The sequence below is a fragment of the Pseudomonas flavescens genome (assembly GCF_013408425.1).
In the GTDB taxonomy this organism is placed as follows: Bacteria; Pseudomonadota; Gammaproteobacteria; order Pseudomonadales; family Pseudomonadaceae; genus Aquipseudomonas; species Aquipseudomonas fulva_A.
Map to the genome: position 1 here is coordinate 2,731,693 of NZ_JACBYV010000001.1, position 23,521 is coordinate 2,755,213.

The 23,521-nt window shown below is 60.2% G+C and carries 24 protein-coding genes and 1 tRNA gene; 8 read left to right on the top strand and 17 right to left on the bottom strand.

Annotation, left to right across the window (positions count from 1 at the left end):
- Position 1: 1 nt before the first annotated feature.
- From flgJ to FHR27_RS12225, 11 genes are all read right to left on the bottom strand, one after another.
- Positions 2 to 1,219: a flagellar assembly peptidoglycan hydrolase FlgJ gene (gene flgJ / locus FHR27_RS12175; protein WP_179538698.1), complete on the bottom strand. Its 1,218-nt coding sequence runs from the start codon at positions 1,217 to 1,219 to the stop codon at positions 2 to 4.
- A gap of 12 nt (positions 1,220 to 1,231) precedes the next feature.
- Positions 1,232 to 2,329: a flagellar basal body P-ring protein FlgI gene (locus FHR27_RS12180; protein WP_042553173.1), complete on the bottom strand. Its 1,098-nt coding sequence runs from the start codon at positions 2,327 to 2,329 to the stop codon at positions 1,232 to 1,234.
- Between the two features lie 11 nt (positions 2,330 to 2,340).
- Complete coding sequence (gene flgH, locus FHR27_RS12185; protein WP_042553100.1) at positions 2,341 to 3,054, bottom strand: flagellar basal body L-ring protein FlgH; 714 nt, start codon at positions 3,052 to 3,054, stop codon at positions 2,341 to 2,343.
- Between the two features lie 62 nt (positions 3,055 to 3,116).
- On the bottom strand, positions 3,117 to 3,902 hold the full coding sequence (gene flgG / locus FHR27_RS12190; protein ID WP_042553101.1) for a flagellar basal-body rod protein FlgG: 786 nt from the start codon (positions 3,900 to 3,902) through the stop codon (positions 3,117 to 3,119).
- 47 nt (positions 3,903 to 3,949) lie between these two features.
- Positions 3,950 to 4,690, bottom strand: a complete 741-nt coding sequence (locus FHR27_RS12195) for a flagellar basal body rod protein FlgF (RefSeq protein ID WP_042553102.1) — start codon at positions 4,688 to 4,690, stop codon at positions 3,950 to 3,952.
- Positions 4,691 to 4,886: 196 nt separating this feature from the next.
- On the bottom strand, positions 4,887 to 6,368 hold the full coding sequence (locus FHR27_RS12200) for a flagellar hook protein FlgE (RefSeq protein ID WP_042553103.1): 1,482 nt from the start codon (positions 6,366 to 6,368) through the stop codon (positions 4,887 to 4,889).
- A gap of 43 nt (positions 6,369 to 6,411) precedes the next feature.
- Positions 6,412 to 7,086: a flagellar hook assembly protein FlgD gene (gene flgD, locus FHR27_RS12205; protein WP_042553104.1), complete on the bottom strand. Its 675-nt coding sequence runs from the start codon at positions 7,084 to 7,086 to the stop codon at positions 6,412 to 6,414.
- A gap of 14 nt (positions 7,087 to 7,100) precedes the next feature.
- Positions 7,101 to 7,544: a flagellar basal body rod protein FlgC gene (gene flgC / locus FHR27_RS12210; protein WP_042553105.1), complete on the bottom strand. Its 444-nt coding sequence runs from the start codon at positions 7,542 to 7,544 to the stop codon at positions 7,101 to 7,103.
- A gap of 11 nt (positions 7,545 to 7,555) precedes the next feature.
- The gene (gene flgB / locus FHR27_RS12215) at positions 7,556 to 7,966 is read right to left on the bottom strand and encodes a flagellar basal body rod protein FlgB (RefSeq protein ID WP_042553106.1); all 411 of its coding nucleotides are present in this window, start codon (positions 7,964 to 7,966) and stop codon (positions 7,556 to 7,558) included.
- Between the two features lie 284 nt (positions 7,967 to 8,250).
- Positions 8,251 to 9,078, bottom strand: a complete 828-nt coding sequence (gene cheR, locus FHR27_RS12220; RefSeq protein ID WP_042553174.1) for a protein-glutamate O-methyltransferase CheR — start codon at positions 9,076 to 9,078, stop codon at positions 8,251 to 8,253.
- A gap of 106 nt (positions 9,079 to 9,184) precedes the next feature.
- Positions 9,185 to 10,120, bottom strand: coding sequence for a chemotaxis protein CheV (locus FHR27_RS12225; protein WP_042553107.1), 936 nt, complete (start codon positions 10,118 to 10,120; stop codon positions 9,185 to 9,187).
- A 79-nt stretch (positions 10,121 to 10,199) separates the two neighbouring features.
- On the opposite strand from FHR27_RS12225, the gene flgA reads away from it, so the two are divergent.
- From flgA to FHR27_RS12245, 4 genes are all read left to right on the top strand, one after another.
- Entirely contained in the window at positions 10,200 to 10,958 is a 759-nt protein-coding gene (flgA, locus tag FHR27_RS12230; protein WP_042553108.1) for a flagellar basal body P-ring formation chaperone FlgA, read from the top strand.
- 165 nt (positions 10,959 to 11,123) lie between these two features.
- Entirely contained in the window at positions 11,124 to 11,459 is a 336-nt protein-coding gene (flgM, locus tag FHR27_RS12235) for a flagellar biosynthesis anti-sigma factor FlgM (protein ID WP_179538699.1), read from the top strand.
- A 106-nt stretch (positions 11,460 to 11,565) separates the two neighbouring features.
- Positions 11,566 to 12,033 carry a flagella synthesis protein FlgN gene (locus FHR27_RS12240; protein ID WP_179538700.1) on the top strand — a complete coding sequence of 156 codons (468 nt, stop codon included), beginning with the start codon at positions 11,566 to 11,568 and terminating at the stop codon, positions 12,031 to 12,033.
- Positions 12,034 to 12,113: 80 nt separating this feature from the next.
- On the top strand, positions 12,114 to 12,863 hold the full coding sequence (locus FHR27_RS12245) for a flagellar brake protein (protein ID WP_042553111.1): 750 nt from the start codon (positions 12,114 to 12,116) through the stop codon (positions 12,861 to 12,863).
- Between the two features lie 2 nt (positions 12,864 to 12,865).
- Here the strand turns inward: FHR27_RS12245 and FHR27_RS12250 are convergent, their stop codons facing one another.
- The 4 genes from FHR27_RS12250 to FHR27_RS12265 all read right to left on the bottom strand — a co-directional run bounded on the left by FHR27_RS12250 (position 12,866) and on the right by FHR27_RS12265 (position 19,059).
- Positions 12,866 to 14,197 (bottom strand): MFS transporter, encoded by a 1,332-nt coding sequence (locus FHR27_RS12250; protein WP_042553112.1) that lies wholly within the window; start codon positions 14,195 to 14,197, stop codon positions 12,866 to 12,868.
- Positions 14,198 to 14,392: 195 nt separating this feature from the next.
- Entirely contained in the window at positions 14,393 to 15,052 is a 660-nt protein-coding gene (locus tag FHR27_RS12255) for a YceH family protein (protein ID WP_042553113.1), read from the bottom strand.
- Positions 15,053 to 15,428: 376 nt separating this feature from the next.
- Positions 15,429 to 15,503: transfer RNA gene (locus FHR27_RS12260), tRNA-Arg, on the bottom strand.
- 88 nt (positions 15,504 to 15,591) lie between these two features.
- Positions 15,592 to 19,059, bottom strand: coding sequence for an indolepyruvate ferredoxin oxidoreductase family protein (locus FHR27_RS12265; protein WP_179538701.1), 3,468 nt, complete (start codon positions 19,057 to 19,059; stop codon positions 15,592 to 15,594).
- A 202-nt stretch (positions 19,060 to 19,261) separates the two neighbouring features.
- On the opposite strand from FHR27_RS12265, the gene FHR27_RS12270 reads away from it, so the two are divergent.
- From FHR27_RS12270 to FHR27_RS12280, 3 genes are all read left to right on the top strand, one after another.
- Entirely contained in the window at positions 19,262 to 19,729 is a 468-nt protein-coding gene (locus FHR27_RS12270) for an Lrp/AsnC family transcriptional regulator (protein ID WP_042553115.1), read from the top strand.
- Between the two features lie 177 nt (positions 19,730 to 19,906).
- Entirely contained in the window at positions 19,907 to 20,143 is a 237-nt protein-coding gene (locus tag FHR27_RS12275; protein WP_042553116.1) for a hypothetical protein, read from the top strand.
- Between the two features lie 187 nt (positions 20,144 to 20,330).
- Positions 20,331 to 20,516 carry a PA3371 family protein gene (locus tag FHR27_RS12280; protein ID WP_042553117.1) on the top strand — a complete coding sequence of 62 codons (186 nt, stop codon included), beginning with the start codon at positions 20,331 to 20,333 and terminating at the stop codon, positions 20,514 to 20,516.
- Between the two features lie 36 nt (positions 20,517 to 20,552).
- Here the strand turns inward: FHR27_RS12280 and phnN are convergent, their stop codons facing one another.
- A complete protein-coding gene (gene phnN, locus FHR27_RS12285) occupies positions 20,553 to 21,110 on the bottom strand; it encodes a phosphonate metabolism protein/1,5-bisphosphokinase (PRPP-forming) PhnN (protein ID WP_179538702.1) in 558 nt (185 codons plus the stop codon).
- Between the two features lie 471 nt (positions 21,111 to 21,581).
- Between phnN and FHR27_RS12290 the strand changes: the two genes are divergently transcribed.
- The gene (locus FHR27_RS12290) at positions 21,582 to 21,911 is read left to right on the top strand and encodes an Arc family DNA-binding protein (RefSeq protein ID WP_042553119.1); all 330 of its coding nucleotides are present in this window, start codon (positions 21,582 to 21,584) and stop codon (positions 21,909 to 21,911) included.
- A 66-nt stretch (positions 21,912 to 21,977) separates the two neighbouring features.
- Here the strand turns inward: FHR27_RS12290 and mgtE are convergent, their stop codons facing one another.
- Positions 21,978 to 23,426, bottom strand: coding sequence for a magnesium transporter (gene mgtE / locus FHR27_RS12295; RefSeq protein WP_042553120.1), 1,449 nt, complete (start codon positions 23,424 to 23,426; stop codon positions 21,978 to 21,980).
- Positions 23,427 to 23,521: the final 95 nt, after the last annotated feature.

The following is a 23,521-nucleotide window of genomic DNA, read 5'->3' on the forward strand; positions in this document are numbered from 1 at the left end:
ATCATCCCTGGTTGGAGGGCGCGCCGTTGGCGGCGATCATCTGGTAGGTCGACAGCTTGCGAGCGATCTGCGACACCTTTTTGGCGTACTGCGGATCGGTGGCATAGCCGGCTTTTTGCAACTCACGGGCGAACTGCTCGGGGTTGGCGGTCGAGCTCAGGGCCTTTTCATAACGCCCGTTGCTCTGCAGAAAGCTCACGTAGTCTTCGAAGCTGTGGGCATAGGATTCGTAGGCACGAAAGGACGCGGCCTCCTTCACCGGCTTGCCGTTCTCGTATTCGGTGGTCATCACCCGCGCGGAATCGCCGCCCCAGCTGTTGTGGGTCTTGATACCGAACAGGTTATGGCTGCTACTGCCATCGCCCTGCTTGATGATCGACTTGCCCCAACCGGTTTCCAGTGCTGCCTGCGCCACCAGATAGCGAGGATCGACGCCCAGCTTGGCCGCGGCCTTCTCGGCCATCGGCAGCATGGTTTCCATGAATTCCTTGGCCGACTTGAAGGTCGTGCGGCTGGCGATTTCTTCGCTGCCGTTGATGTTCAGGCTGCGTTCGGCCGGTGCGGCATAGGCTTTGGCCGGCAACCAGTCGCCCTTGGCCAGGGGTTTGCCGACCGCATCGCCCGCGGGCGTTCCCGCAGCCGTGGAGGCACTGGCCGCCTCGGCGCTCGGCACGATACCAGCCTGGATCCGCTGCGCCAGTTTGCCCGGCAGCGACAAACGACGCTGATTGAGCAAGGCCATGTCGTTGCGTTCGCCTTCGGCGGAACCCTGGGCCTTTTCGACCTGCATAGGCGCAGCGGTCTGTTCAGTGCGAGCCAGCGGTTTGCTCGGCGCAGCAGGCACCGGCGCATCGACCTGAGCGAATGGATTGGGTCGATCGCTGACGCTGCGCATCTTCGACATTTGCCGCGCCATCACGTCCGCCAGACCGATACCGTTCTTGTTGCCGGCCATGGTCACCGACAACTGCTGGTCGTACATGTCCTGGTAGGTCTTGGCCTCGTTACTGTTCATGAAGTTGCCTTCGCCGAACACCTCGTTGGCCGAACGCATGGTCTTGAGCATTTCATTGAGGAACAGCGACTCGAACTCCTTCGCGACCTTGCGAATGTTCTCCTCATTGTCGCCGCCAACCTTGAACTGGTTGAGGCGATTGAGATCGGTATAGGCGCCCGTGTCGAGAGTGGTGGTGCCGGCGGCCGCGAGTCGAGTATCCATGTCCCGCTCCTTTTAAATCACGATCAGGTCGGCCTGCAGAGCGCCGGCTTGCTTGAGCGCCTCCAGGATGGCCATCAGATCGGAAGGCGCAGCGCCTACCTGATTCACCGCACGCACGATTTCGTCGAGGGTGGTACCGGGGCCGAACTTGAACATCGGTTTCATTTCCTCGTCGGCGCCGACACGCGAACGCGGCACTACCGCAGTCTCGCCGCCGGACAGCGCGCCCGGCTGGCTGACGATCGGGTCTTCGGTGATGGTCACCGTCAGGCTGCCGTGGGTCACGGCTGCCGGCTGCACACGCACGTTCTGGCCAATGACGATGGTGCCAGTGCGCGAGTTGATGATGACCTTGGCAACCGCCTGACCGACGTCGACCTCGAGGTTTTCCAGAATCGACAGATAGTCGACGCGCTGACTCGGATCGAGCGGCGCGCTGACGCGAATCGAGCCGCCGTCGAGCGCCTGGGCCACACCTGGGCCGAGCAGCTCGTTGATGTGGTCGACGATGTTCTTTGCCGTGGTGAAATCCGGACGGTTGAGGTTCAGTGTCAGGGTGTTGCCCTGATCGAAGCCGCTCGGCACCGGACGCTCCACCGTGGCGCCACCGGGGATGCGACCGGCCGAAGGCACGTTGACGGTAATGCGCGAACCATCGGCGCCGCTGGCATCGAAACCGCCCACCACCAGATTGCCCTGGGCGATTGCGTAGGTGTTGCCGTCGATCCCCTTGAGGGGCGTCATCAACAGGCTGCCGCCGCGCAGGCTCTTGGCGTTGCCGATCGAGGAAATGGTGATGTCGATGGTCTGCCCGGGCTTGGCGAAAGGCGGCAGGTCGGCGTGGATCGACACCGCAGCGACGTTCTTCAACTGCACGTTGCCGCCTTCCGGCACCTTGATGCCGAACTGCGCCATCATGTTGTTGAAGGTCTGCACGGTAAACGGCGTCTGGGTAGTCTGGTCGCCGCTGCCATTGAGGCCCACGACCAGGCCGTAACCGATCAACTGGTTACTACGCACACCCTGGATACTGGCCAGGTCCTTGAGTCGCTCGGCTTGAGCGGTCGAGGCCAGCAGCAGAGCTGCAACGGTGATGATCCATTTGCGCATGATCATGAACCTCAGAACGGCCACAGCGGGCTGACGAAAAAGCGATCCAGCCAACCTGGCTGACTGGCATCGGCGAAGGCGCCAGTACCGGAATAGGTGATGCGTGCATCGGCGATACGGGTCGAGGCCACGGTGTTGTCACGAGCAACGTCGTCGGAACGAACCAGACCGGCGATGCGCACCAGCTCGTCACCGGTGTTGAGGGTCATCCACTTCTCACCGCGCACGACCAGCAACCCGTTGGGCAGTACTTCGGCCACGGTCACGGTGATCGAACCGGTCAGGCTGTTGCTCTGCCCGGCCTGGCCGGAACCATTGGTGTCACGCTGGGCGCCGTACTGGGCACTGAGTCCCAGGTTCTCGGCCTTCAGCGGATTGAGGCTGGAGCTGGGGTTGTCGATCGATACGCCACCGCCGAACAGCGACGTCAGGCCGATATTGGCATTACTGTCCTTGGACATCTGCGAGCTGGCGTTCTTGCTGGCCTGCATGCGCTCGCTCAGGCTGATGGTAATCACATCACCCACGCGGAACGCCTTGCGGTCGCCGTACAGATTGTTCTCGAAGCCCGACTGGAAGATCGAGCCATTGTTCTGCGCGGCCGGCAGCGGCGTGCGTGGCAACACAGGTGCGTAGTACGGATCGTTGGGCTTGGCGACCGGCGCCACGCAGCCACTCAGCACTACGCTGCCGAGAATCGAGAACACACACACCAAGCGGTTCATAACCACTACCTCACAGCGTTCAGGCGTATCAGGGGGTGAGCTGCTGCCCTACCCCGGGTTTCTTAAAGGTTCTGCGTGATGAAGGACAGCATCTGGTCAGCGGTGGAGATGACCTTGGAGTTCATCTCGTAGGCGCGCTGAGTGGTGATCATGTTGACCATCTCCTCGACCACGCTGACGTTGGAGTTTTCCAGGGTGTTCTGCAGGGTCGTACCCAAGCCGTTGAGGCCGGGCGTGCCGACCTGCGGCGCACCGCTGGAGGCGGTCTCCAGGAACAGGTTGTTGCCGATCGCTTCCAGACCCGCCGGGTTGATGAAGTCGGTGATCTGGATGTTGCCGACGATCTGCGGCTGCGGGTTGCCGGTGGTGGTCACCGACGCGGTGCCGTCCTCACCCACGGTGAAGGTACGCACTTCCGGTGGCAGCACGATGGCCGGCTCCAGCGCGAAACCCTGAGACGTCACCACCTGGCCATCGGAGTTCAGGTGAAAGCTGCCGTCACGGGTGTAGGACACCGTGCCATCGGGCATCAGTACCTGAAAGAAGCCGCGGCCGTTGATCGCCATGTCCATCGGCTGCTCGGTGGTCTGCAGGCTACCGGCAGTGAAGATCTTCTGCGTGCCATTGATACGCACACCGGTACCGAGCTGCAGGCCGGAAGGCAGCTGGCTGTCCTGGCTGGACTGACCGCCAGGCTGGCGACGGATCTGGTACAGCAGGTCCTCGAACTCGGCGCGATCGCGCTTGAAGCCCGTGGTGGACACGTTGGCCAGGTTGTTGGAAATGGTCGTCAGGTTCATGTCCTGAGCGGACAGGCCGGTCTTGCTGACCCAAAGTGCCGGAAGCATAGCGTTTCTCCTCGGGCGCCGGATTCATGGCGCCGCGCGTTTGGTTATCAGGTCATTTGCAAGACACGCGCCATGGCGGTGTCATTGTCTTCTGCGGTACGCATCATCTTTACCGACAGCTCGAACTGCCGGGACAGCGCCAGAATCGAGGTCATTTCCTCGACGGCATTGACGTTGCTGGACTCGAGAAAGCCCGAAGTAATCTGCACGGTGGCGTCGGCTTCCGGTGGCTGCGGGCCGTTGAAACGGATCATGCCGTCGCTGCCCTTCTGCATCTGCTTGAGGTCCGGGTTCACCAGCCGCAACCTGTCGACCTCGGCCAACACATTGGGCGCCTCGCCCAAGGCACGGATGCTGATGGTGCCGTCCTGGCCAATCTCGATCTTCTGCTCGGGCGGCACGGCGATCGGCCCGGCATTGCCCATCACCGGCATGCCATTACCGGTGCGCAGCATGCCCATGGCATCCACGTTGAGGCTCGCAGTACGCACATAGGCTTCGGTGCCATCGGGCGACTGCACGGCCAACCAGCCCTTGCCACCAATCGCCACATCCAGATCACGACCGGTTTCCTGCAAGGAGCCAGGCGTGAAATCGGTACCGGGTCGCTCGCTCATGGCGAACACACGGCTAGGCTGCGTTTCTCCAAAAATCGGCATCGAGCGCGCCTGCTCGAAATCGCGGCGAAAACCGCTCGTGGAGATGTTCGCCAGATTGTTGGCGTGGGCACGCTGGGCCAACGTGTTGTTGTGGGCACCAGTCATGGAGACGTACAGCATCTTGTCCATGTTTCCTCCGAGGTGGGGCAACTCGCCCGCGACTCTGACAAGAGCTTAAAAGCAATTCACGTGCCACCAACCACAAAAAATCGCAACCTAATGATTTTATTGGATTTATATAAACGAAACAGGCTCCCGAGGGAGCCTGTAATTTGTCGCTTGGCGAGTTGTTGCCGCTAGCGGCAACGACTCCCTGACGCGGGCATCAACGCAGGTTGATGATCGTCTGCGTGATGGCGCTCTCGGTCTCGATGGTTTTGGCGTTGGCCTGATAGTTGCGCTGGGCAACGATCAGGTTGACCAGCTGATCCGACAGCTCGACGTTGGAATCTTCCAGCGCCCCAGCCTGCAACGACCCCAGGGTGCCGCTTTTTGGCGTGCCGATGACCGGCTCACCAGATGCCGACGATTGAACCCACGCCGTTTTGCCAACCGGTGTAAGCCCCTGCATGTTGGCGAAGTTGGCCAGCACCAGTTGGCCCTGAACTTTGGTCTGGCCATTGGTATAGCGAGCGAACAGAACACCGGTCTCGTCAATTTCCAGGCCCGACAGCTCCCCGGTGCTATAACCGTCCTGCTCGACCTTGGCGACCGCAAACGTACTGTTGTACTGCGAAGACCCACGGAAATCGAACTTCACCGCCCCGCTGGCCGTGGAACCGTTTGCTGCCCAGGTCGTACCCTCGGCATTGGTCGGCGCCGCAGGCACCCAGCCATTCATGCTGAGGGTGCCATCAGGGTTCATCGACAACCCTGTGCTCAGCCTTGCCGGATCGATGGTCTGCAGCTTGCCGGACGAGTCGAAGCTCACCCCTGCCGAAAGCGCCTGAGTACTGGTCGGATCCAGCGGATTACGACCGTCCACCAGAATCTTCACGTCCCAGTTGTTCGCTCCGGTCTTCACGAAGTACTGGGTGAAGGAGTGCGCATTGCCCTGGGCGTCGTAAATATTGACCGAGGTGGAACGGTTGTAGCTGGTCGGATCCGCCGGGTTGAACGAAGCGTTGGCTGCAGTGGTACCCGCCGCAGCCCCCGCCGCATTGGCAGCCGCAAGCTGTGCAGGCGTTGCAGCCGCAGTGGCGGCCGCGATCTCGGCAGGCGTCGGGTTCGGGTTACCCGGCAACAAAGAGCCGTTGAACGCGGTTTGATAGGCGCCGTCATAGGCGCTCTGGCGCAGCACCGGGACGCTCTCGGTCGAGTTCAGGTTGAACGGCTGAGTAATGGTGGACGTAGCCCTAGGCGCCTGGCTAGCCGTTTCCACCTTCAGGTTGCCGATGATGCCGTTCTGCAAATTACCGTTGGCATCCACGCCATAACCCTGCAGGTTATGGCCGAAATTGTTGACGATGAAGCCTTCACGATCAGTACCGAAGTAACCGGCACGGGTGTAGCTGATATCGCCATTGTTGCTGGTGCGGAAAAAACCGTTGCCCTGAATGGCCAGATCCAGCGAGTTCTGCGTGTAGTTGATGTTGCCCTGGCTGAACAATTGGGACACATCGCTGAGCAGCACACCGCTACCGATCGGGTTGGAGCCACTGCTGAGCATCGACGAGGCATACAGGTCGGCGAACTCGGCACGCGACTGCTTGAAGCCCGCAGTACCGGCGTTGGCGATGTTGTTACCGGTCACATTGAGGTCACTGGTTGCAGCGCGCAGGCCGCTAAGACCGATATTGAACGACATGAAAAATCTCCTTGCCGAAAGCCCGGCAGTTATAGCCTGTTAATTACTGACCAATGACCTGCACTTGCGAAAGTGGCACATTGCCGACCCCTGCAAGATTGAGCATCAATTCGTTGCCGCCCAGCGTGACGCTGTCGACGTTGGCCGGCAGCAAGGTGTAGAGCCCCTTGGTTTCGTTGCCGTAGGTCGCCTGCGCCTCGAACCTGTAGGTACCCGGCTTCATCACATTGCCGCTGGCATCCTTGCCGTCCCAGATGAAGCTCACGTTGCCAGCCTGCTGCTCACCCAGGTTGATGCGGCTCACCACCGCACCGGCAGTGTCATAAACGTTGACGTACACGTTGCTGCTGCTGGTTGGCAGCACGGCACTGGCCTTGAAGCTTTCACTGGTATCGACCACCGCCTTGTCCACCGGCACGATCACCTTGCGACCGACCAGCGAAGAAGCCTGCAGGGCCTGGGAAGACTGGTAGCCGGAGAGAATGGTTTCCATGCTCGAGTTGAGCTTCTCGACGCCCTCAACGGTACTGAACTGCGCCAGCTGGGCGATGAACTCGCCATTGCCCTGAGGCTCAAGCGGGTTCTGGTTGTTCAGCTGCGCCACCAGCAGGTTGAGGAACTGGTCCTTGCCCAGCTCCTTGTTCTGCGTGGTGGAATCCTGCTTGACCTGATACTTGTCCAGTACCGAACTGGAGCTGACGCCATCAACAGTGCTCATCTCTCACTCCCGGCTCACTGACCCAAGGTCAGAACGCGCTGCATCATCTGCTTCGCGGTATTCATCATTTCCACGTTGGTCTGGAAGGCACGACTGGCAGAAATCATGTCCGCCATCTCCTCGACCACGTTGACGTTGGGGTAGTACACGTAGCCCGCTTCGTCGGCGGCCGGGTGGTTAGGCTCGTAACGTGGCATCAGGCTGCTCTGATCCTCGACGATACCCAGTACCTGAACACCCGCGCCTGACTGATCCTGATCGGCGAACAGCGAACCGTTCTCGCCACCCTGGGCCTGCTGAAACACGGTGGCGAATACCGGATGACGAGCCCGGTAGGTCTGATCGATGCTGGAAGACACCGTTTCGGCGTTGGCGATGTTGCTGGAAATGGTATTCAGGCGAGTGCTCTGGGCACTCATGCCGGTTCCGGCGATGTTGAAAACGCTGGTAAGTGACATATCGGGCTCCTTTATTCACCACGCAGGGCGCTGACGAGCCCTTTGAATTTGCTGTTGAGCAGCGTGAAGCTGGTCTGGAAAGCCACCGAGTTCTCGGCATAGTTGGCCTGCTCGACCTGAGCGTCCACGGTGTTCTGATCGATCGATGGCGCAGTCGGCGTTCGATAAGCCAACGCCGCATCGCCCATTGGCACGCCTTCTGCTGCGATATGCCGGCTGTTGGTGGTTTTCAGACCGGAGTTGCCGCTGCCGCTGCTCTTGGCAGCCTGCTGGGCCAGCACGGAGGCGAAATCCAGATCTCGCGCCTTGTAGTTGGGGGTATCGGCATTCGCCATGTTATTGGCCAACACCTCGGCACGCTGAGCGCGGAAGCCCAGTGCCTTCTCGTGAATGCCAAGCGCGTTATCAAAGCTGATGCTCATCTCAGGAACCTTTGCCGTATCGGCCAGCCGGTTTTCGTGCAAAGTTCTCAGCAAAGCACGTGCCAATTTATTTTTTATCTTATAAATCAGCTGGATAAGCTAAAACAAAGGGAAGCGGCAGGCGCGGGCGGCAAAGCTTTTCCGCCGATTGGCAAGCTGAGAGCGGCAATTGAACCAGGGCTTGCCGCTTTTCTGACGCGAGGGTGACGGAACACCGTCAGGCGAGGAGAACGAACCGAATGAAAAAAGGAGGCCGGTGGGGCCTCCTTTTCGCTATCGCTGAATCACTTGGCTTTGTAAATGATCCCTGGGCTGCACTGCACCATCTGGTACTTCTCCGGCAAACCATTGAGGGCTTCGGAAGCGCCAAGGAACAGATAACCGCCTGGCTTGAGCATCGCATGGATGCGCGTAAGGATGTCCTTCTTCACATCGGCGGAGAAGTAGATCAGCACGTTGCGGCAAAACACGATGTCGAACTTGCCGAGGCTGGCGTAACTGTCCAGCAGGTTCAGCGGGCGAAACTCGACGCGGCTCTTGATCGCCGGCTTGACCACCCAGCGCCCCGGCCCCTTGGGGTCGAAGTAACGCTGCAGCCGCTCCTGGGCAAGACCGCGGCCCATCGCCAAGCTGTCGTACTCACCGGATTTGCAGTTGTTGAGCATGGTCGGCGAAAGATCAGTGGCCACGATCTGCACACCGGTCTTGAGCTGGCCGATGTTGCTGCGCTCGAACTCATCGATGCTCATCGACAGCGAATAGGGCTCTTGCCCCGACGAACAGGCCGCCGACCAAATTCGCAGGCGCTGCCCAGGGTAGGCCTTGATCAGCTCGGGCAACACTCGATTCTTGAGCACTTCGAACGGATAGGCATCTCGAAACCACAGGGTTTCGTTGGTGGTCATGGCATCGACCACCTGCTCGCGCAGACCACTGCGCGGCTGGGTCTGCATGCGCTGCACCAGTTCGCCCAGGGTCTTGATACCGTTGGTCTCCATCAGCTTGTTCAGCCGACTGGAAACCAGGTACTGCTTATTGCTACCCAGCACGATGCCACAGGCTTTTTCCAGAAAGATCCGGAACTGTTCGAAATCCAAATTACCTGAAGACACTCGCTGAGCCTCGCCCATCTAAAAAATCGAATGCGGCAGGTAGGCCAAGGCCCACCTGTCGATTTTGCCGCCACCGCCCGTTCAGTGAATCCGGGCAATTCCTGCGTTATGCCGAGTGATCGCTCGACTTGATGCGTTCGACCACGCGAGAGGCCAGATCGTCCGGACGGAATTTCGCCAGAAAATCGTTGGCCCCCACTTTCTTCACCATCGCCTGGTTGAATACACCCGATAGTGAAGTATGCAGGAGAATGTGCAGCTTCTGCATGCGCGGATCGGAGCGGATCGCAGCGGTCAGGGTATAACCGTCCATCTCCGGCATCTCGATATCGGAAATGATCATCAGCAGTTCCTGCTCCGGCACCTTGCCCTCGTCGACCATCGCTCGCAGGAAGTCCAGCGCCTGGCGTCCATCATTCAAGGCGGTGACCTCGACCCCTACCGTCTGCAGACAGCGCATCACCTGCTTACGCGCCACCGACGAATCGTCGACGATCAGCACGTGCTGGCTGACAGCCTTGGTCTGGGTCTCGACATCCACCACGCCGACGGAAATCACCTCGGAAGTCGGCGCCACCTCGGCGAGGATCTTCTCCACGTCGATGATTTCGACCAGTTTGTCATCCAACCGCGTGACCGCCGTCAGATAATGGTCGCGCCCGGTGCCCTTGGGTGGCGGATGGATCTCTTCCCAGTTCATGTTGACGATGCGCTCCACCGAGCGCACCAGGAAGCCCTGCACCTTGGTGTTGTACTCGGTGATGATGACGAAGCTGCCCTGCAGATCACCCAGCGGTCGCTTGCCCGTCGCCATGGACAGGTCAAGGATCGGGATGGTACCGCCGCGGATATTCGCCACACCCCGAACCACCGGGCTCGATTTGGGCATGATGGTGAGTTTCGGGCATTGCAACACCTCCTTCACCTTGAAGACGTTGATCCCGTACAGCTGTGGGCCGTCGAGACGAAACAGCAACAGTTCCAGGCGATTCTGCCCAACCAGCTGAGTACGCTGGTTGACCGAATCCATCACACCGGCCATGTACGGGCTCCCATGATTCCAATTACGCATCTGATTTGGTCAGCGTAGCAGGCGGCACGCGCCTTGCTTCCAACCAGACATGAATGCACAAACGACAATTATTCGACGCGCGATGGCCAAGAGCCTTCGTTGCCTGGCAGTTTTACCTGCTTTGATGGCGCTCGGCTATAGCACGCTGACAACTGCCTCAGTCACCCTGCCCGATCAGCTTATCGGCGAGACCCAGCGCTTTCTTGAGCAGGCAGTGGAGGACTATTTGCAGCGCAGCAATATCCAGGCGCGCCACGAGGTGCAGATCAACCGTCTGGACCCACGCCTGCGCCTGCCATTATGCGATCAGCCACTGACCACCACCCTGGAAACACCCGCTGAACCCGTAGGCCGGGTGACCATGCGCGTGCGTTGTGACGGCGCGGCCCCCTGGACGGTATTCGTACCCGGCCAGGTGCGTCTTTATCGCGAAGTGGTCACCCTGGTACGCCCGGTCAAACGCGAAGGCGTGCTTGGCGAAGCCGACATAATGCTGGCGGAACGTGATGTCGGCCTGCTCAATCAGGGCTACCTGACCGAGATGGAGCAGGCGATCGGCAGAAAGGCCACGCGCGCCATGCAACCGGACCAGGTCCTGGCGCCCGTGCATATCCGCCAGGCCGAGGTCATCCGCCGCGGTGACCAGGTCGTAATCAGCGCGCGCAGCGGCGGCATCAATGTGCGCATGCCCGGCGAAGCGCTCTCGGATGGCGCCATAGGCAAGCAGATAAGCGTACGCAACCAGCGCTCGCAGCGCGTGGTTCGCGCTCGGGTGACAGGCCCCGGGCAAGTCGAAGTGTCGATGTAGGTATCATGGGTATTCATTTATCTGGCAGATTGGCGAACGGATTGGCTGACTGGCGCAGATGGGTGTTTTAGACTGTGCGAGCGACGCGATTTTTTTGCCTAAAGTTTTCTCGGGCATAGCCGACAAACTAGGCAAGCGTCCAAACTCCGTCAGAGGTTCTGCATCATGGTCATCGATTTCAACCGACTCAACAGCACCACGCCAGCCAGCACCACACGTGCCGGCAGCGCCCAGGGCGGCAAGAACGAAGCCATCGACAACAAGGCCGGTGGCAGCGAAGCCGCAGCCCAGAAAACAGCTGTCAGCAGCAAGAGCGGCGAATCCGTTCAGCTGAGCAGCGAAGCGCAACAGTTGCAGAAAACCGTCGACAAGCTGCGCGATCAGCCAGTTGTGGATACCGACCGGGTAGCCAAGCTGAAGCAGGCCGTCGCCGATGGCAGCTATCAGGTCGACAGCCAGCGCGTCGCCAGCAAGCTGCTCAACTTCGAGTCCCAGCGCTAGTCCCAGGGCTCGCGCTGGGGTGTTGGACGCCCAGAAACCGCTTTGACGTTTTGCCGGCACCCAAGCTGGCAGAGCTCGGATAGGTTCTACCCCAGAGAGCCCGCTCATGACCGCTACGACCCTGCTCGACCTGTTCAACGAAGATATCGGCCACGCAGAGCGATTGCTTGAGCTGATAGAGAGCGAATTCCAGGCTCTCAGCGACAACGATCTGCCCAGTCTGCAGCAGATACTGGCAGACAAGCAGCCACTGCTGGCCAGTCTCGATCAACATGGCAAGGCCCGCACTCAGATTCTTCTTGGTCTTCATCTGAGCGCTGACCGCGCAGGCCTGCAGGCACTCGCGCAACGCTCCGCTCAAGGTGCCGCGCTGATGGCCGCCAGCGACCGCCTGAGTGACCTGCTCGAGAACTGCCAGAGTGCCAACCTGCGCAACGGTCGGGTCATCCGCTCGAGCCAGAAATCGGCAGAAAAAATGCTCGGCATCCTGCGTGGAAACGAGACCCCATCGCTCTATGACAGCAGCGGGAGTACCGCTAAGATCGGCGGCAAGCGCCCGCTGAGCCAGGCCTGACATAACGACAAGATGCGCAATGATGTCAAAATGGCATTATCATTGACGCAGTAGTACCTTGCCCCGGAGATCACTGGACCGTGTCCAACCCCTTCGTTCAGGATGGTGGCCCGCAACCCCCGAAAGTGCTCAAGGCACCCGTGGAAATCGTTGCCAACCTACGCCTTCTGCAACAACACCATGATCCCCTGGTGATCGTGTTCCATGAACGCAACCAGCGCTTCCAGAGCTATGTGATCGAGGTGGACCGCGATCAGAACCTGCTGGTTCTCGACGAAATGATGCCCAGCGATGGTGAGCGCTACATGCAGAATGGCGAAGCCTTTCGCGTCGAATCGCTGCATGACGGCGTGCGCATTGCCTGGGATTGCCCAACCGGCATGCAGGCGAGTGAATATCAGGGCGAGCGCTGCTATGTCGGCGGTATTCCCGGTGAGGTGCTCTACCACCAGCGCCGCAATGCGTTCCGGGCCGCTCTCAAGCAATCCGATCAGGTCAAGGTGGAAATCATCGGTGCCAAACTGCGCACGCCGCTCGAAGGCCTGATGCTGGACATCTCCGCCTCGGGGTGCAAGGTTCGCCTACCCGGCAACGCCAGCGAAAAACTGCAGCCAGGACAAGTGTACGAAGGTTTCTACGCCCTACTGCCAGTCGGCCGCCTGGAGGCCGCCGTGGAGTTGCGCCATGCCCGCTATGACGACAAGCTCGACCTGACCTTCGCTGGCCTGCATTTCGCCAACCTCAGTGGGCTGCAGCAGCGACTGGTAGAGCGTTTCGTTTACCAGTTGCAACGCGAAGCCCGACGCTTTGAAAGCGATACCTTTCTATAAGCTCAGGCCTGCGGCGATGGCGCAGGCCTGTCTTGCAGATCGTCGCCACCCTGTACATCGGGATCGGTAACGACAGGCTCCTGCATCTGCTCCTGCACCACCTGCTCATCGACGCGCGGATCCAGCGCAGCCACCAGCGGCGAAGCGGTCATGTTGACTGGCATGGCCACGTGCTGCAGTGGCGCATCATCGACCTGGTGAAGGTGGGTAACGATGTTCGAGCGCACCCGCCAGACCAGAAACAGCCCGCAGACACAGAAGAACGCGTAGAGCATGTTGGCGCCGAAAAAGCGCATCAGCACACCGACCAGTAGTGGGCCGATACAGGCACCGACGCCAAAGGTCACCAGCAGCATGGCGGTCAGCGACACACGTCGATCGGTTTCCACGTGGTCATTGGCGAATGCAACGGCCAGCGGATAGAGACTGAACTGCAGCATGCTGACGATGAAACCCACCGAAATCAGCAACAACAGGGGAGCTTCGGACAATATGGCCAGGGGGGCGGCGACCACCACCATGATCCCTGACATGCCGCGTATCAGCTTGACCCTGTCGAAACGATCGGACAGCCAGCCAAGCGGCGCCTGAACGATCAGGCCCGCCAGAATGCAGCAACCCATGAAGATACCGACCTGCTCGGTCGCCAGCCCCATATCGGCCGCGTAGAGCGGCGCCAGGCCATAGAAGGAGCCGATCATAAGGCCCGCCACACCGATGGTGGTCAGCGACAGCGGCACCCGTTTGAAGAAGAAACGCATCTCCAAAGGTGCCGGATGCAATGCCGCAGGGTGCAGGCGTCGGGTCAGCGCCACGGGAACCAGACACAGGGCGAACGCCAGCGCCACCAGCATCAGCAGCTCCAGCCCCAGGGTCGGATGCACCACCAGGACCAGTTGGCCAAGCACCAGTCCAAGATAGGACGCTGCCATGTAACCGGCGAACACCAGCCCACGCTGCTTGGTGTCGGCCTGCTCGTTGAGCCAGCTTTCGATGACCATGTACTGACACATCATCCCCAGCCCGACGAGCACACGCAGCACCAGCCAGGCCGGCAGCCAGTCGAGCAGGCCATGCCCCAGCACCGCGGCAGTGACCACACCAGCACAAGCGACGTAGGCGCGAATATGCCCGACCCGGGCGATCAGCCGGTGGCCGATCTTGCCACCGAGTACCAGCCCGAAATAGTTGGCCGCCATCAGTGCACCGGCCCACACGCCCTCCCCGGACTCGGCCAGCCGAAGCGCCAGATAGGTACTCAGCAGGCCCGAGCCGAGCAGCATCAGGACAGTGGCGATGTACAGCGAACTGAAAGACTTCCAGATCAAACGCATTGGACTGCAACGACTCCTTGTAACCAGCTCCCGCAGGAGACTCAACCTCGATCAACGACACCCGATGGACAAGCAGCCATCCAGGCCGGAGCCGACGGTCGCAGTGCCATATGGATAATGCGTGACCCGCAACAGTTCATTATTCCGCCGCCTGAATCGCAGCCCCTGCAGGTACCGCCCGACCAGCATTGCCACTCAAACGGCAGCATTGCCTTCAAGCACCGCCAGCCGGGCTTCGAGCTCGGCAATACGCGCCTCGAGTGCCTCCAGGCGATCCGCGGAAGATCCCGTGACCGATCGCTCCCCCTGCGCCGCACGCTCGTGCAACTGCGCCTGCAGCTCAGCCGGATCCCCCAGCAGATGGGCATAGCGATCCTCGCGCTGCCCCGGCTGCCGCCCCACCAGGCTGACCAGGTCTCGCCCGATCAGACGCTCCAAGTGGTGCTGCACCTGATCGGCATCGTCGAAATCATGCAGGCGGTTGCTGCGAGTGAGCAGCTCGCTGACCGTCTGCGGCCCACGCAACAGCAGCAAGCCTATCAGGGTCACTTGTGGCGCCACCAACTCCAGCGCCTTGTCGACCCGCTGCTCCCAGCGATCGGCGCGACTGCCCATGACCAACCGCGCAAAACCGCGCTCTTCCAGGCTTCGCGAGGCCTGACCGACAGCGCCAGGGGTGAGGTTCATCAACGGGTCGCGGCTGGTCTTCTGGTTGCAGGCCAGCACCAGCGCATTCAGGGTCAGGGGGTAGGCTTCAGGGGTCGTGGCCTGCTTCTCGATCAGACAACCCAATACCCGGGCCTCGGCGCTGGTCAGCGGCTCTGGGCGGGGCACATCGTTAGGCTCATCGGACATGTCGCATACCTGGCTGAGGGAAAGACCCCTAGCGTAGCCTGCAAGGCGGCAAGATGACACGCTTGCGAAAGAATTTAGCAGCGTGCAAATCGCTGATTTTCCTGAGCAAAAATGGCCCAGGAAAAATCAGGATCAGAAATGAGAAGTATTTCTATTGACTAATGATCGAGAATCATTATTATCTACTTCGTCAGCTGCGAAGCTGGCTTGATAATCTGAATGCATCCAGTCGGAAGCTCCAGTTTATCTCCTCATCAGGCTAATCACGGTTATTGACCCGGCTTTTTGCCGGGTCTTTTTTTTGATTTTTATCAGGCTAACGCAAACTGGTATGGCTGAACCGCGATGGCACATCTCCATCCTCGGCGCCGGATCATGGCGTCCCCTGCTGGAATCGAACCAGCATCTAGCCCTTAGGAGGGGCTTATTCTATCCGTTGAACTAAGGAGACCCGTTAGACCCACCGCCCATTACAGCAGCCGGCCGGCATGTTAACCATCACGACGAGATTTGTCATGCCGTTGACATGCCATCGCTCATCAGGCCGCCGGTTCGAACAGCCTCACCACCGCAATCTCACCCGCCTTCATGCGTATCTGCAACTGCCGCTCCAGCTCACGCACGCTTAGCACCGCCTTCTCCTTGACATGCCCGTAGCCGCGAATCTGCTCTGGAAGCTCGGCGATCATCAGCGCCGTCGGGTAATTGGTGGAGCTCAGCGCCTCCAGCAGCTTGCCCACGCTGCGCTCGTAATCGTCGATCAGGCTGCGCTCCAGCTGGCGCTCCTCGCTGCGTGCGAAAGGGTCCAGCCAGGTACCGCGCACAAAGCGCAGTGTCGACAGCACCTTGAATGCCCTCAGCATCCATGGCCCGAAGCTGCGCTTGCGAGGCTCGCCCGTCACCTTGTCGGTCTGGCTCAGCCAGGAAGGCGCCAGATGAAACTGCAGGCGGAAATCACCCTCGAACTGCGCCCGCAATGCCTCGCTGAAAGCGCTGTCGCTATACAGGCGTGCGACTTCATATTCGTCCTTGTAGGCCAGAAGCTTGAAGTAGTAACGCGCCACGGCCCGACTCAGGCGCCGCTGAGGATCGCTGTCACGCTCGCCAACGCGCATCACCAACTGCCGGTAGCGCTCGGCGTAGGCCGCATTCTGATAAGCGGTCAGACGCGTGACCCGATCCTCGATGATGGCCTCCAGCGTTTCGCAACGCGGGGCCTCTGCAATCGCTGGCCGCACCAGGCGCTCGACGGCTGCGGCGTCATGCGCCGCGCGCCGTCCCCAGAGAAATGCCTGCTGATTGAATGCGACCGCCACGTTGTTGAGTTCGATGGCCTTGTCGATGGCCTCGGCGCTGATTGGCACCAGGCCCTTCTGGTAGGCATAACCGAGCATGAACAGGTTGGTGGCGATGCTATCGCCCAACAGCCGAGTCGCCAGATGAGTGGCATCGACGAACCAGGTCTTGCTCGCGCCAACGGCATCGCTCAGCGCCTGGCGCATGGCCTGCCCCGGAACCTGAGCATCGGGGTTGCGGGTGAATTCGGCCGTGGCCGCCTCGTGGCTGTTGATGACCGCGTGGGACACCTGCTCGTTGAGCTTGGCGAGGGCATCCTCACCCGCCGCCACGACCAGGTCGCAGCCGATCAGCAGATCCGCCTCACCGGCGGCGATACGCACCGCACAGATATCATCCTGATGGGCGGCGATGCGCACATGGGTATTCACCGGGCCGAACTTCTGCGCCAGGCCCGCCTGATCGAGCACGGTACAGCCCTTGCCTTCCAGGTGCGCCGCCATGCCCAGCAATGCCCCAACGGTGGTCACTCCGCTGCCGCCGACACCGGGCAGCAGAATGCTCCAGGGCCGCTGCAACGACGGCAGGCGCGGTTCCGGTAGCGCCACGAACAACGCCCCCGCGCCGACCGCCTGCGGCTGGCGCAACTGCCCGCCGTGCACGGTCACGAAACTGGGGCAGAAGCCGTCCAGGCAACTGAAATCCTTGTTGCAGGCGTTCTGGTCGATCTCCCGCTTGCGCCCCAGTTCCGTCTCCAGCGGCAGCACCGACAGGCAATTGGATTTCACGCTGCAGTCGCCACAGCCCTCGCATACGGCGGAGTTGATGAAAGCCCGCCGTGCCGGATCGACCAGTTTGCCGCGCTTGCGCCGGCGGCGCTTCTCGGTCGCACAGGTCTGATCGTAGATGATCACCGAAACCCCCTTGCACTCGCGCATTTCACGCTGCACGGCATCCAGCTCGCGACGGTGATGAAAGGTGGTGATCGACGCGAAGGTCGAGCGACTCGGGTACTTGTCCGGCTCGTCGCTGACCACCGCGATGCGCTTCACACCCTCGGCGAATACCTGCTGGCTCAGTTGATCGACGCGCAACTCGCCGTCCACCGGCTGACCACCCGTCATGGCCACCGCATCGTTGTAGAGAATCTTGTAGGTGATGTTGACGCCTGCCGCGACGGCAGCGCGCACGGCCAGATGCCCTGAGTGGAAATAGGTGCCGTCACCCAGGTTCTGGAACACGTGTGGCGTATCGGTGAACGGCGCCTGACCGATCCAGGTCACCCCTTCTCCGCCCATCTGCGTGAAGGTCTCGGTGCTGCGATTCATCCACTGGGTCATGTAATGGCAGCCGATGCCGCCCATGGCTCGGCTGCCTTCCGGCACCTTGGTAGAGCTGTTGTGCGGGCAACCCGAACAGAAATGCGGGGTACGTACGGTGCTGTAGCTGCGCGCCGCCAGGGCCTTTTCCTTGGCATCGAGAAAGCCGAGTCGCGCTTCGATGACATCACTGGTGTAGATGGGAGACAGCCGCCGGGCGATGACCCGAGCGATCATCGCTGGCGTCAGCTCACCCAGGTTGGGCAACAGCGACTGGCCCTGTTCGTCGAACTCGCCCACCACCCTCGGCCGTTTGCCGACGGGCCAGTTATAGAGCTGACCGGTCAATTGATCCTCGATGATGCTGCGTTTTTCCTCGACCACCAGAATCTCATCAAGCCCATCGGCGAAGTCGTGCACGGACACCGGCTCCAGCGGCCAGCTCATGCCGACCTTGAGCACGCGCAAGCCAATATGCGAACAGAGCGCGTCATCCAGCCCCAGATCCTCCAGCGCCTGGCGTACGTCCAGATAGGATTTGCCCGTGGTGATGATCCCCAGCCGCGGGTTGGGTGAGTCGAGCATGACCCTGTTCAGGCCGTTGGCGCGGGCGAAAGCGCGGGCCGCGTAGATCTTGTAGACGTTGAGACGTTTTTCCTGGGCCAGTGGCGGGTCCGGCCAGCGAATGTGCACGCCCTCTTCCGGCAGCTCGAAATCATCGGGCAGGCTGACCTTGACCCGCTGCGGGTCGACATCCACCACGGCAGACGAGTCGACGTTCTCGGCGATGGTTTTCAGTGCGACCCAACAGCCGCTGTAGCGCGAAAGCTCCCAGCCGATGATGCCGTAATCGAGGATTTCCTGAACGTTGGCGGGGTTGAGCACCGGAATCGAAGCGGCAATGAAGGCATGCTCGCTCTGGTGTGCGATGGTCGACGACTTGCAGCCGTGGTCGTCACCCGCCAACAGCAACACACCGCCATGGGGCGAGACACCCGCCGAGTTGCCGTGCTTGAACACATCGCCACTGCGGTCGACACCCGGGCCCTTGCCATACCACATGGCGAATACCCCATCGTAGCGGGCGCCAGGAAACAGGTTGGTCTGCTGGCTACCCCAGACCGCGGTAGCACCGAGCTCTTCGTTGACGCCGGGCTGAAAGTGGATGGCGTTCTGCTGCAGAAACTCGCGAGCCTCCCAGAGGCTCTTGTCCAACCCACCCAGCGGCGATCCGCGATAACCGGAAATGAAGCAGGCCGTATTCAGGCCCGCAGCGCAATCACGCTGTTTCTGCAACATGGGCAGGCGAGTCAGTGCCTGGGTGCCGGTGAGGTACAGATGACCCGTGGCGAGACGGTACTTGTCGTCCAGGCGGATTTCGGCCAAAGACATAGGGCGGCGCTCCTGTTGTTTTTATGGCGACCTTTTCAAGTGGCAACGGTAGGTACCACCTGTCCACATCCATCAGGATCACTGTATGGATGGCTACCTTAAGCATAGACCGGAGCGCAGCGATTTTTTCTTTCTCATTTGCGCCGCCAATGCCAATACTGAGCATGAACGTTCCAATAAAAACGACTAACCGGAAACGAACATGCACGAGCCATTGAGCGCCATCGACCGCCGCATCCTGCGCCTGATGCAACGCAATGCCGACCTGAGCGCCGCCGAGATAGCCAAGAAAGTGGAGCTGTCCCAGTCCCCCTGCTGGCGACGCATCAACCGCCTGCAGGAGGAAGGCTTCATCGAACGCAAGGTCGCACTGCTCAGCCATAAACGGCTAGGTTTCAACATCACCGTTTTCGTCAGCATCAAATTGTCGGCACACGGACGCAGCAATCTCGACGAATTCGAGCAGGCGATAACCGGCTATCCGCAGGTTCTGGAGTGCTACACCATGGCGGGCAGCTCTGACTATCTGCTCAAAGTGGTGGCACGGGATATCGCCAGCTATGAGCGCTTTTTGCGCGACCAACTCCTGCAGCGACCACACGTACAGGAGGCGCATTCAGGCATTGCGATGAGCGAAGTGAAGCGCACGACGGAGCTGCCCCTGGACTGACGCCTGGCGACGTTCATGCATTTTGCAATGCGGCAGTCGAGCGACCTTGCAACATGCACGGCAACAAGCCGTAAATAGTTATTTAAGTGATTGATTTATAAGTATTTTTTTATTTAAAAAGATTGGCACGGGAACTGCTCTTTTACTCGCATAGAATCCGAATGCGAGAACCCCACCATGAACAGCTTCATCGCCCTGGCCACCGCCATCGCTCTGACCCTGCTAGCAGGCGCCGCATTCGCCAACTTTCAAAATAATCAGCAGCAGGCCACGGCTATGCAGCTGGTCCAGCAAATGCGCGCCACACCCGTACAGTTTCAGCACGCGACCAAGGTGGAGCCTGGCCAGTTCGAGGCCAAGCCCCTGACCAACAGCGAGTGGCAACCCCGCCCGCAACAGCGTTTCACCTTCTGAGTGCCGGGCCATGTGGAGCGTATTTTTCCCAGGTTTCGTATTGCTGCTGGCCACTATCGCCTGTGTGGCAATCTGGCTGATCGACGGACTTTCCGATCGCATTCCGCCGCAGATCTCCAGAGATGACCAGAATGGCCCCCATGACCCATTTTTCTGAATGCCAACCGCAGAACGCGAGGAGAGCATGATGTCCAAACCAGCCCTGTTGTTTCTGCTGATGGCAGTGGTATCGGCAAGCCTGCTGTGGATGGCCCCTGGCCAAGCCGAATGGCTGACTGCAGCCGCACGGATCGCGCTACCGATCAGTGTGGTATCACTGACGGTCGCCTTGCTGATCGGCAAACGGGTCAAGTTCGATCCGATCCTTCGCTAGCCGCCAACCCTCCACCGCGAAGCCGTTGGATGCGCGCTAATCGCGCAATTGGATTGGCGTATCGATCAGTTGCACCAACCTGGCAACCGTCTGCTCTATGGGGCCCGAGTTATCCAGAACAATCGCGCCATGCCCACCACCAGCGAACCTGGCATTGCGCGCCAACCTGGCTTCGATCTCATCCAGCGTTTCTCGACCACGACGCAGCAGCCTCGAGCGCAGTACGTCGGGGTCAACCTCCAACAGGATGGCCAACAGTTGCGGATAACGCTGCCGAGCCTCCTCCCAATACCCACGAGAACCGTTGACCAGTACCTGATGGCCGGCGGACAGCCAGACGTCGATTTCCTTTGGGATGCCATACCACAATCCATTGGCTCGCCAGCTCATGGCAAAGTCACCGGACTGCAGACGTGCCGTGAACGCTTCGGGTGAAACGGCGATAGCATCCTCCCCGACAGCCTCGGCGGAGCGCGTGATCACCCGCCTGACCACTTTGCAGCCTCGAGCGTCGAGCACTCCCCGCGCGGCGTCGAGCACACTGTCCTTGCCCGCCCCCGAAGGCCCCATGAGATAGATCAGCCTACCCGCCATTCGCAACGACCTCCGTAGCATCTGTCACTGCAGACAATCTCCCATCATAGCGAAGTAGTTCACTGCATGAACCAGATGGGGCGCTATGATGCGCCCGGTCTTGCAAGCCGGCTGGTTTGCCGCGGACTCGTCGCCCGTCACATACATACACATATACGTTCCCCCGCAAAACCGCTGTTTCACTCTGGCCAAAGCCATCATGGCGTATCCGTGATTTGACAATTGAGGCCCGCTAAATGGGACTTACAGCGCATTTGAAAATAATTTCGATAATTGGTGCTGGCAAAAAGCCTTTACCCAGGCCAGAATACGACACGTAATTGGCGTCAATTATTTGCTGACAAGAAGCACGATCACCAGACAAAATGCTGGCCGCGGTTGAACGGCTGCCGCTTGGGATGGTCGAAGTAACGACAATCTCGTAGCTATATGCCATTACGGCTTCGTTTCCTTGAACTAATTGGTTGATGTATGCGCCCTATGAAACAGGCTATCTACTCCAGCCGTACGGCTGACAAGTTCGTCGTTCGGTTGCCCGACGGCATGCGCGAGCGCATCGCTGATGTCGCCCGCCAACACCACCGCAGCATGAACTCCGAGATCATCGCCCGCCTGGAGCAGAGCATGCTTCAGGAAGGCGTACTGGACGACGAGGCCGATGTGCGCCTGGACAGCCCGGAGCTTTCCCTGCACGAGCGGGAACTGCTGCAGCGCTTCCGCCAGCTGTCGCGTCGCCAGCAAAATGCACTCGTCGCACTGATCGCGCACGACGCTGAGATGGCCGCCGGCAACGACGACTGAATCTGCGAAAACAAAAAACCGGCTCCAGGCCGGTTTTTTTGTTGCTTCAGAAAAGCTGTTTCCCCATCAGAGGAGAAACAGCGTAGCCAGCCCGAGAAAGATGAAAAAACCACCGCTGTCGGTTACCGCAGTGATCATCACACTGGCGCCCATCGCCGGGTCACGCCCCAAGCGCATCAGCGTCATGGGGATCAGCACCCCCATCAGCGCAGCCAACAGCAGGTTGAGCGTCATTGCCGCAGTCATCACCACGCCCAGCGACCAGCTGTCGTACAGACCGTAGGCCACCACCCCGATCACCCCACCCCAGACCAGGCCATTGATCAATGCAACGCCCAGTTCCTTGCGAATAAGCCGCGATGTATTGCCGTTGCCGGTACTGACCTGATCGAGCGCCATCGCGCGGACGATCATGGTGATGGTCTGATTGCCCGAATTACCACCGATACCCGCCACGATCGGCATCAAGGCCGCCAGTGCCACCAGCTTCTCGATGGAGCCCTCGAACAGGCCGATGACACGCGAGGCCATGAACGCAGTGATCAGGTTGACGGCCAGCCAGGCCCAGCGGTTGCGCACCGACTTCCAGACCGATGCGAAAATATCTTCCTCTTCACGCAGACCCGCCATGTTGAGGACTTCGCTTTCGCTTTCCTCACGGATCAGGTCGACCATCTCGTCGATGGTCAGGCGGCCAATGAGCTTGCCGTTCTTGTCGACTACCGGCGCAGAGATCAGGTCGTAACGCTCGAAAGCCTGAGCAGCGTCATAGGCGTCTTCATCGGGATGAAAGCTGACCGGGTCATTGGCCATGACCTCGGCAACCTGCTTCTCCGGGTCGTTGACCAGCAGACGCTTGATCGACAGCACGCCCTTGAGCACCCCGTCGTAGTCGACCACGAACAGCTTGTCGGTATGCCCCGGCAGCTCCTTGAGGCGACGCAGGTAGCGCAACACCACCTCCAGGCTGACGTCCTCGCGGATGGTGACCATCTCGAAGTCCATCAGCGCACCGACCTGCTCCTCTTCATAGGACAGCGCGGAACGCACCCGCTCGCGCTGCTGAGCGTCGAGGGTTTCCATCAGCTCATGGACGACGTCACGCGGCAGTTCGGATGCCAGATCCGCCAGCTCGTCGGCATCCATCTCCTTGGCCGCCGCGAGGATCTCATGATCCTCCATGTCGGCGAGCAGCGTCTCACGCACGGCGTCGGACACTTCGAGAAGGATGTCGCCGTCACGGTCCGCCTTGACCAGTTGCCAGATGGCAAGACGATCTTCCAACGGAAGGGCTTCGAGAATGTAAGCGACGTCGGCGGAGTGCAGATCATCGAGCTTGCGCTGCAGCTCGGCGAGGTTCTGCCGATGCACCAGACCTTCGACGCGGTCCTGGTGGTGGCCTTCCTGGCGATGGGTAAGGTCTTCGACCAGTCTGTGCCGCTGCAGCAACTCGACGACCTGAGCGAGTCGGTCCTGCAGGCTTTCTTGCGGCTTCTTGGTTTCTACTTCTGACATGGCACACTCCGCCCCCAGCGGCGGCGCGCGCCCGCGAGGGTCAATCAGTCAATACGTGATTGCACACTTGGAATTCTGAGTTACTACTGGGTAAG

Excerpts from the sequence above, each read along its gene's own strand:
- flgC (WP_042553105.1), bottom strand. The coding sequence starts at position 7,544 with ATGTCACTTACCAGCGTTTTCAACATCGCCGGAACCGGCATGAGTGCC.
- FHR27_RS12240 (WP_179538700.1), top strand. The coding sequence starts at position 11,566 with ATGACCGCTACGACCCTGCTCGACCTGTTCAACGAAGATATCGGCCAC.
- flgM (WP_179538699.1), top strand. The coding sequence starts at position 11,124 with ATGGTCATCGATTTCAACCGACTCAACAGCACCACGCCAGCCAGCACC.
- FHR27_RS12180 (WP_042553173.1), bottom strand. The coding sequence starts at position 2,329 with ATGCGCAAATGGATCATCACCGTTGCAGCTCTGCTGCTGGCCTCGACC.
- FHR27_RS12265 (WP_179538701.1), bottom strand. The coding sequence starts at position 19,059 with ATGTCTTTGGCCGAAATCCGCCTGGACGACAAGTACCGTCTCGCCACG.
- phnN (WP_179538702.1), bottom strand. The coding sequence starts at position 21,110 with ATGGCGGGTAGGCTGATCTATCTCATGGGGCCTTCGGGGGCGGGCAAG.
- flgJ (WP_179538698.1), bottom strand. The coding sequence starts at position 1,219 with ATGGATACTCGACTCGCGGCCGCCGGCACCACCACTCTCGACACGGGC.
- flgG (WP_042553101.1), bottom strand. The coding sequence starts at position 3,902 with ATGCTTCCGGCACTTTGGGTCAGCAAGACCGGCCTGTCCGCTCAGGAC.
- mgtE (WP_042553120.1), bottom strand. The coding sequence starts at position 23,426 with ATGTCAGAAGTAGAAACCAAGAAGCCGCAAGAAAGCCTGCAGGACCGA.
- FHR27_RS12195 (WP_042553102.1), bottom strand. The coding sequence starts at position 4,690 with ATGGACAAGATGCTGTACGTCTCCATGACTGGTGCCCACAACAACACG.
- FHR27_RS12250 (WP_042553112.1), bottom strand. The coding sequence starts at position 14,197 with ATGCGTTTGATCTGGAAGTCTTTCAGTTCGCTGTACATCGCCACTGTC.
- FHR27_RS12225 (WP_042553107.1), bottom strand. The coding sequence starts at position 10,120 with ATGGCCGGTGTGATGGATTCGGTCAACCAGCGTACTCAGCTGGTTGGG.
- FHR27_RS12290 (WP_042553119.1), top strand. The coding sequence starts at position 21,582 with ATGCGCCCTATGAAACAGGCTATCTACTCCAGCCGTACGGCTGACAAG.
- flgD (WP_042553104.1), bottom strand. The coding sequence starts at position 7,086 with ATGAGCACTGTTGATGGCGTCAGCTCCAGTTCGGTACTGGACAAGTAT.
- FHR27_RS12270 (WP_042553115.1), top strand. The coding sequence starts at position 19,262 with ATGCACGAGCCATTGAGCGCCATCGACCGCCGCATCCTGCGCCTGATG.
- flgA (WP_042553108.1), top strand. The coding sequence starts at position 10,200 with ATGAATGCACAAACGACAATTATTCGACGCGCGATGGCCAAGAGCCTT.
- FHR27_RS12275 (WP_042553116.1), top strand. The coding sequence starts at position 19,907 with ATGAACAGCTTCATCGCCCTGGCCACCGCCATCGCTCTGACCCTGCTA.
- FHR27_RS12200 (WP_042553103.1), bottom strand. The coding sequence starts at position 6,368 with ATGTCGTTCAATATCGGTCTTAGCGGCCTGCGCGCTGCAACCAGTGAC.
- FHR27_RS12255 (WP_042553113.1), bottom strand. The coding sequence starts at position 15,052 with ATGTCCGATGAGCCTAACGATGTGCCCCGCCCAGAGCCGCTGACCAGC.
- flgB (WP_042553106.1), bottom strand. The coding sequence starts at position 7,966 with ATGAGCATCAGCTTTGATAACGCGCTTGGCATTCACGAGAAGGCACTG.
- FHR27_RS12280 (WP_042553117.1), top strand. The coding sequence starts at position 20,331 with ATGTCCAAACCAGCCCTGTTGTTTCTGCTGATGGCAGTGGTATCGGCA.
- flgH (WP_042553100.1), bottom strand. The coding sequence starts at position 3,054 with ATGAACCGCTTGGTGTGTGTGTTCTCGATTCTCGGCAGCGTAGTGCTG.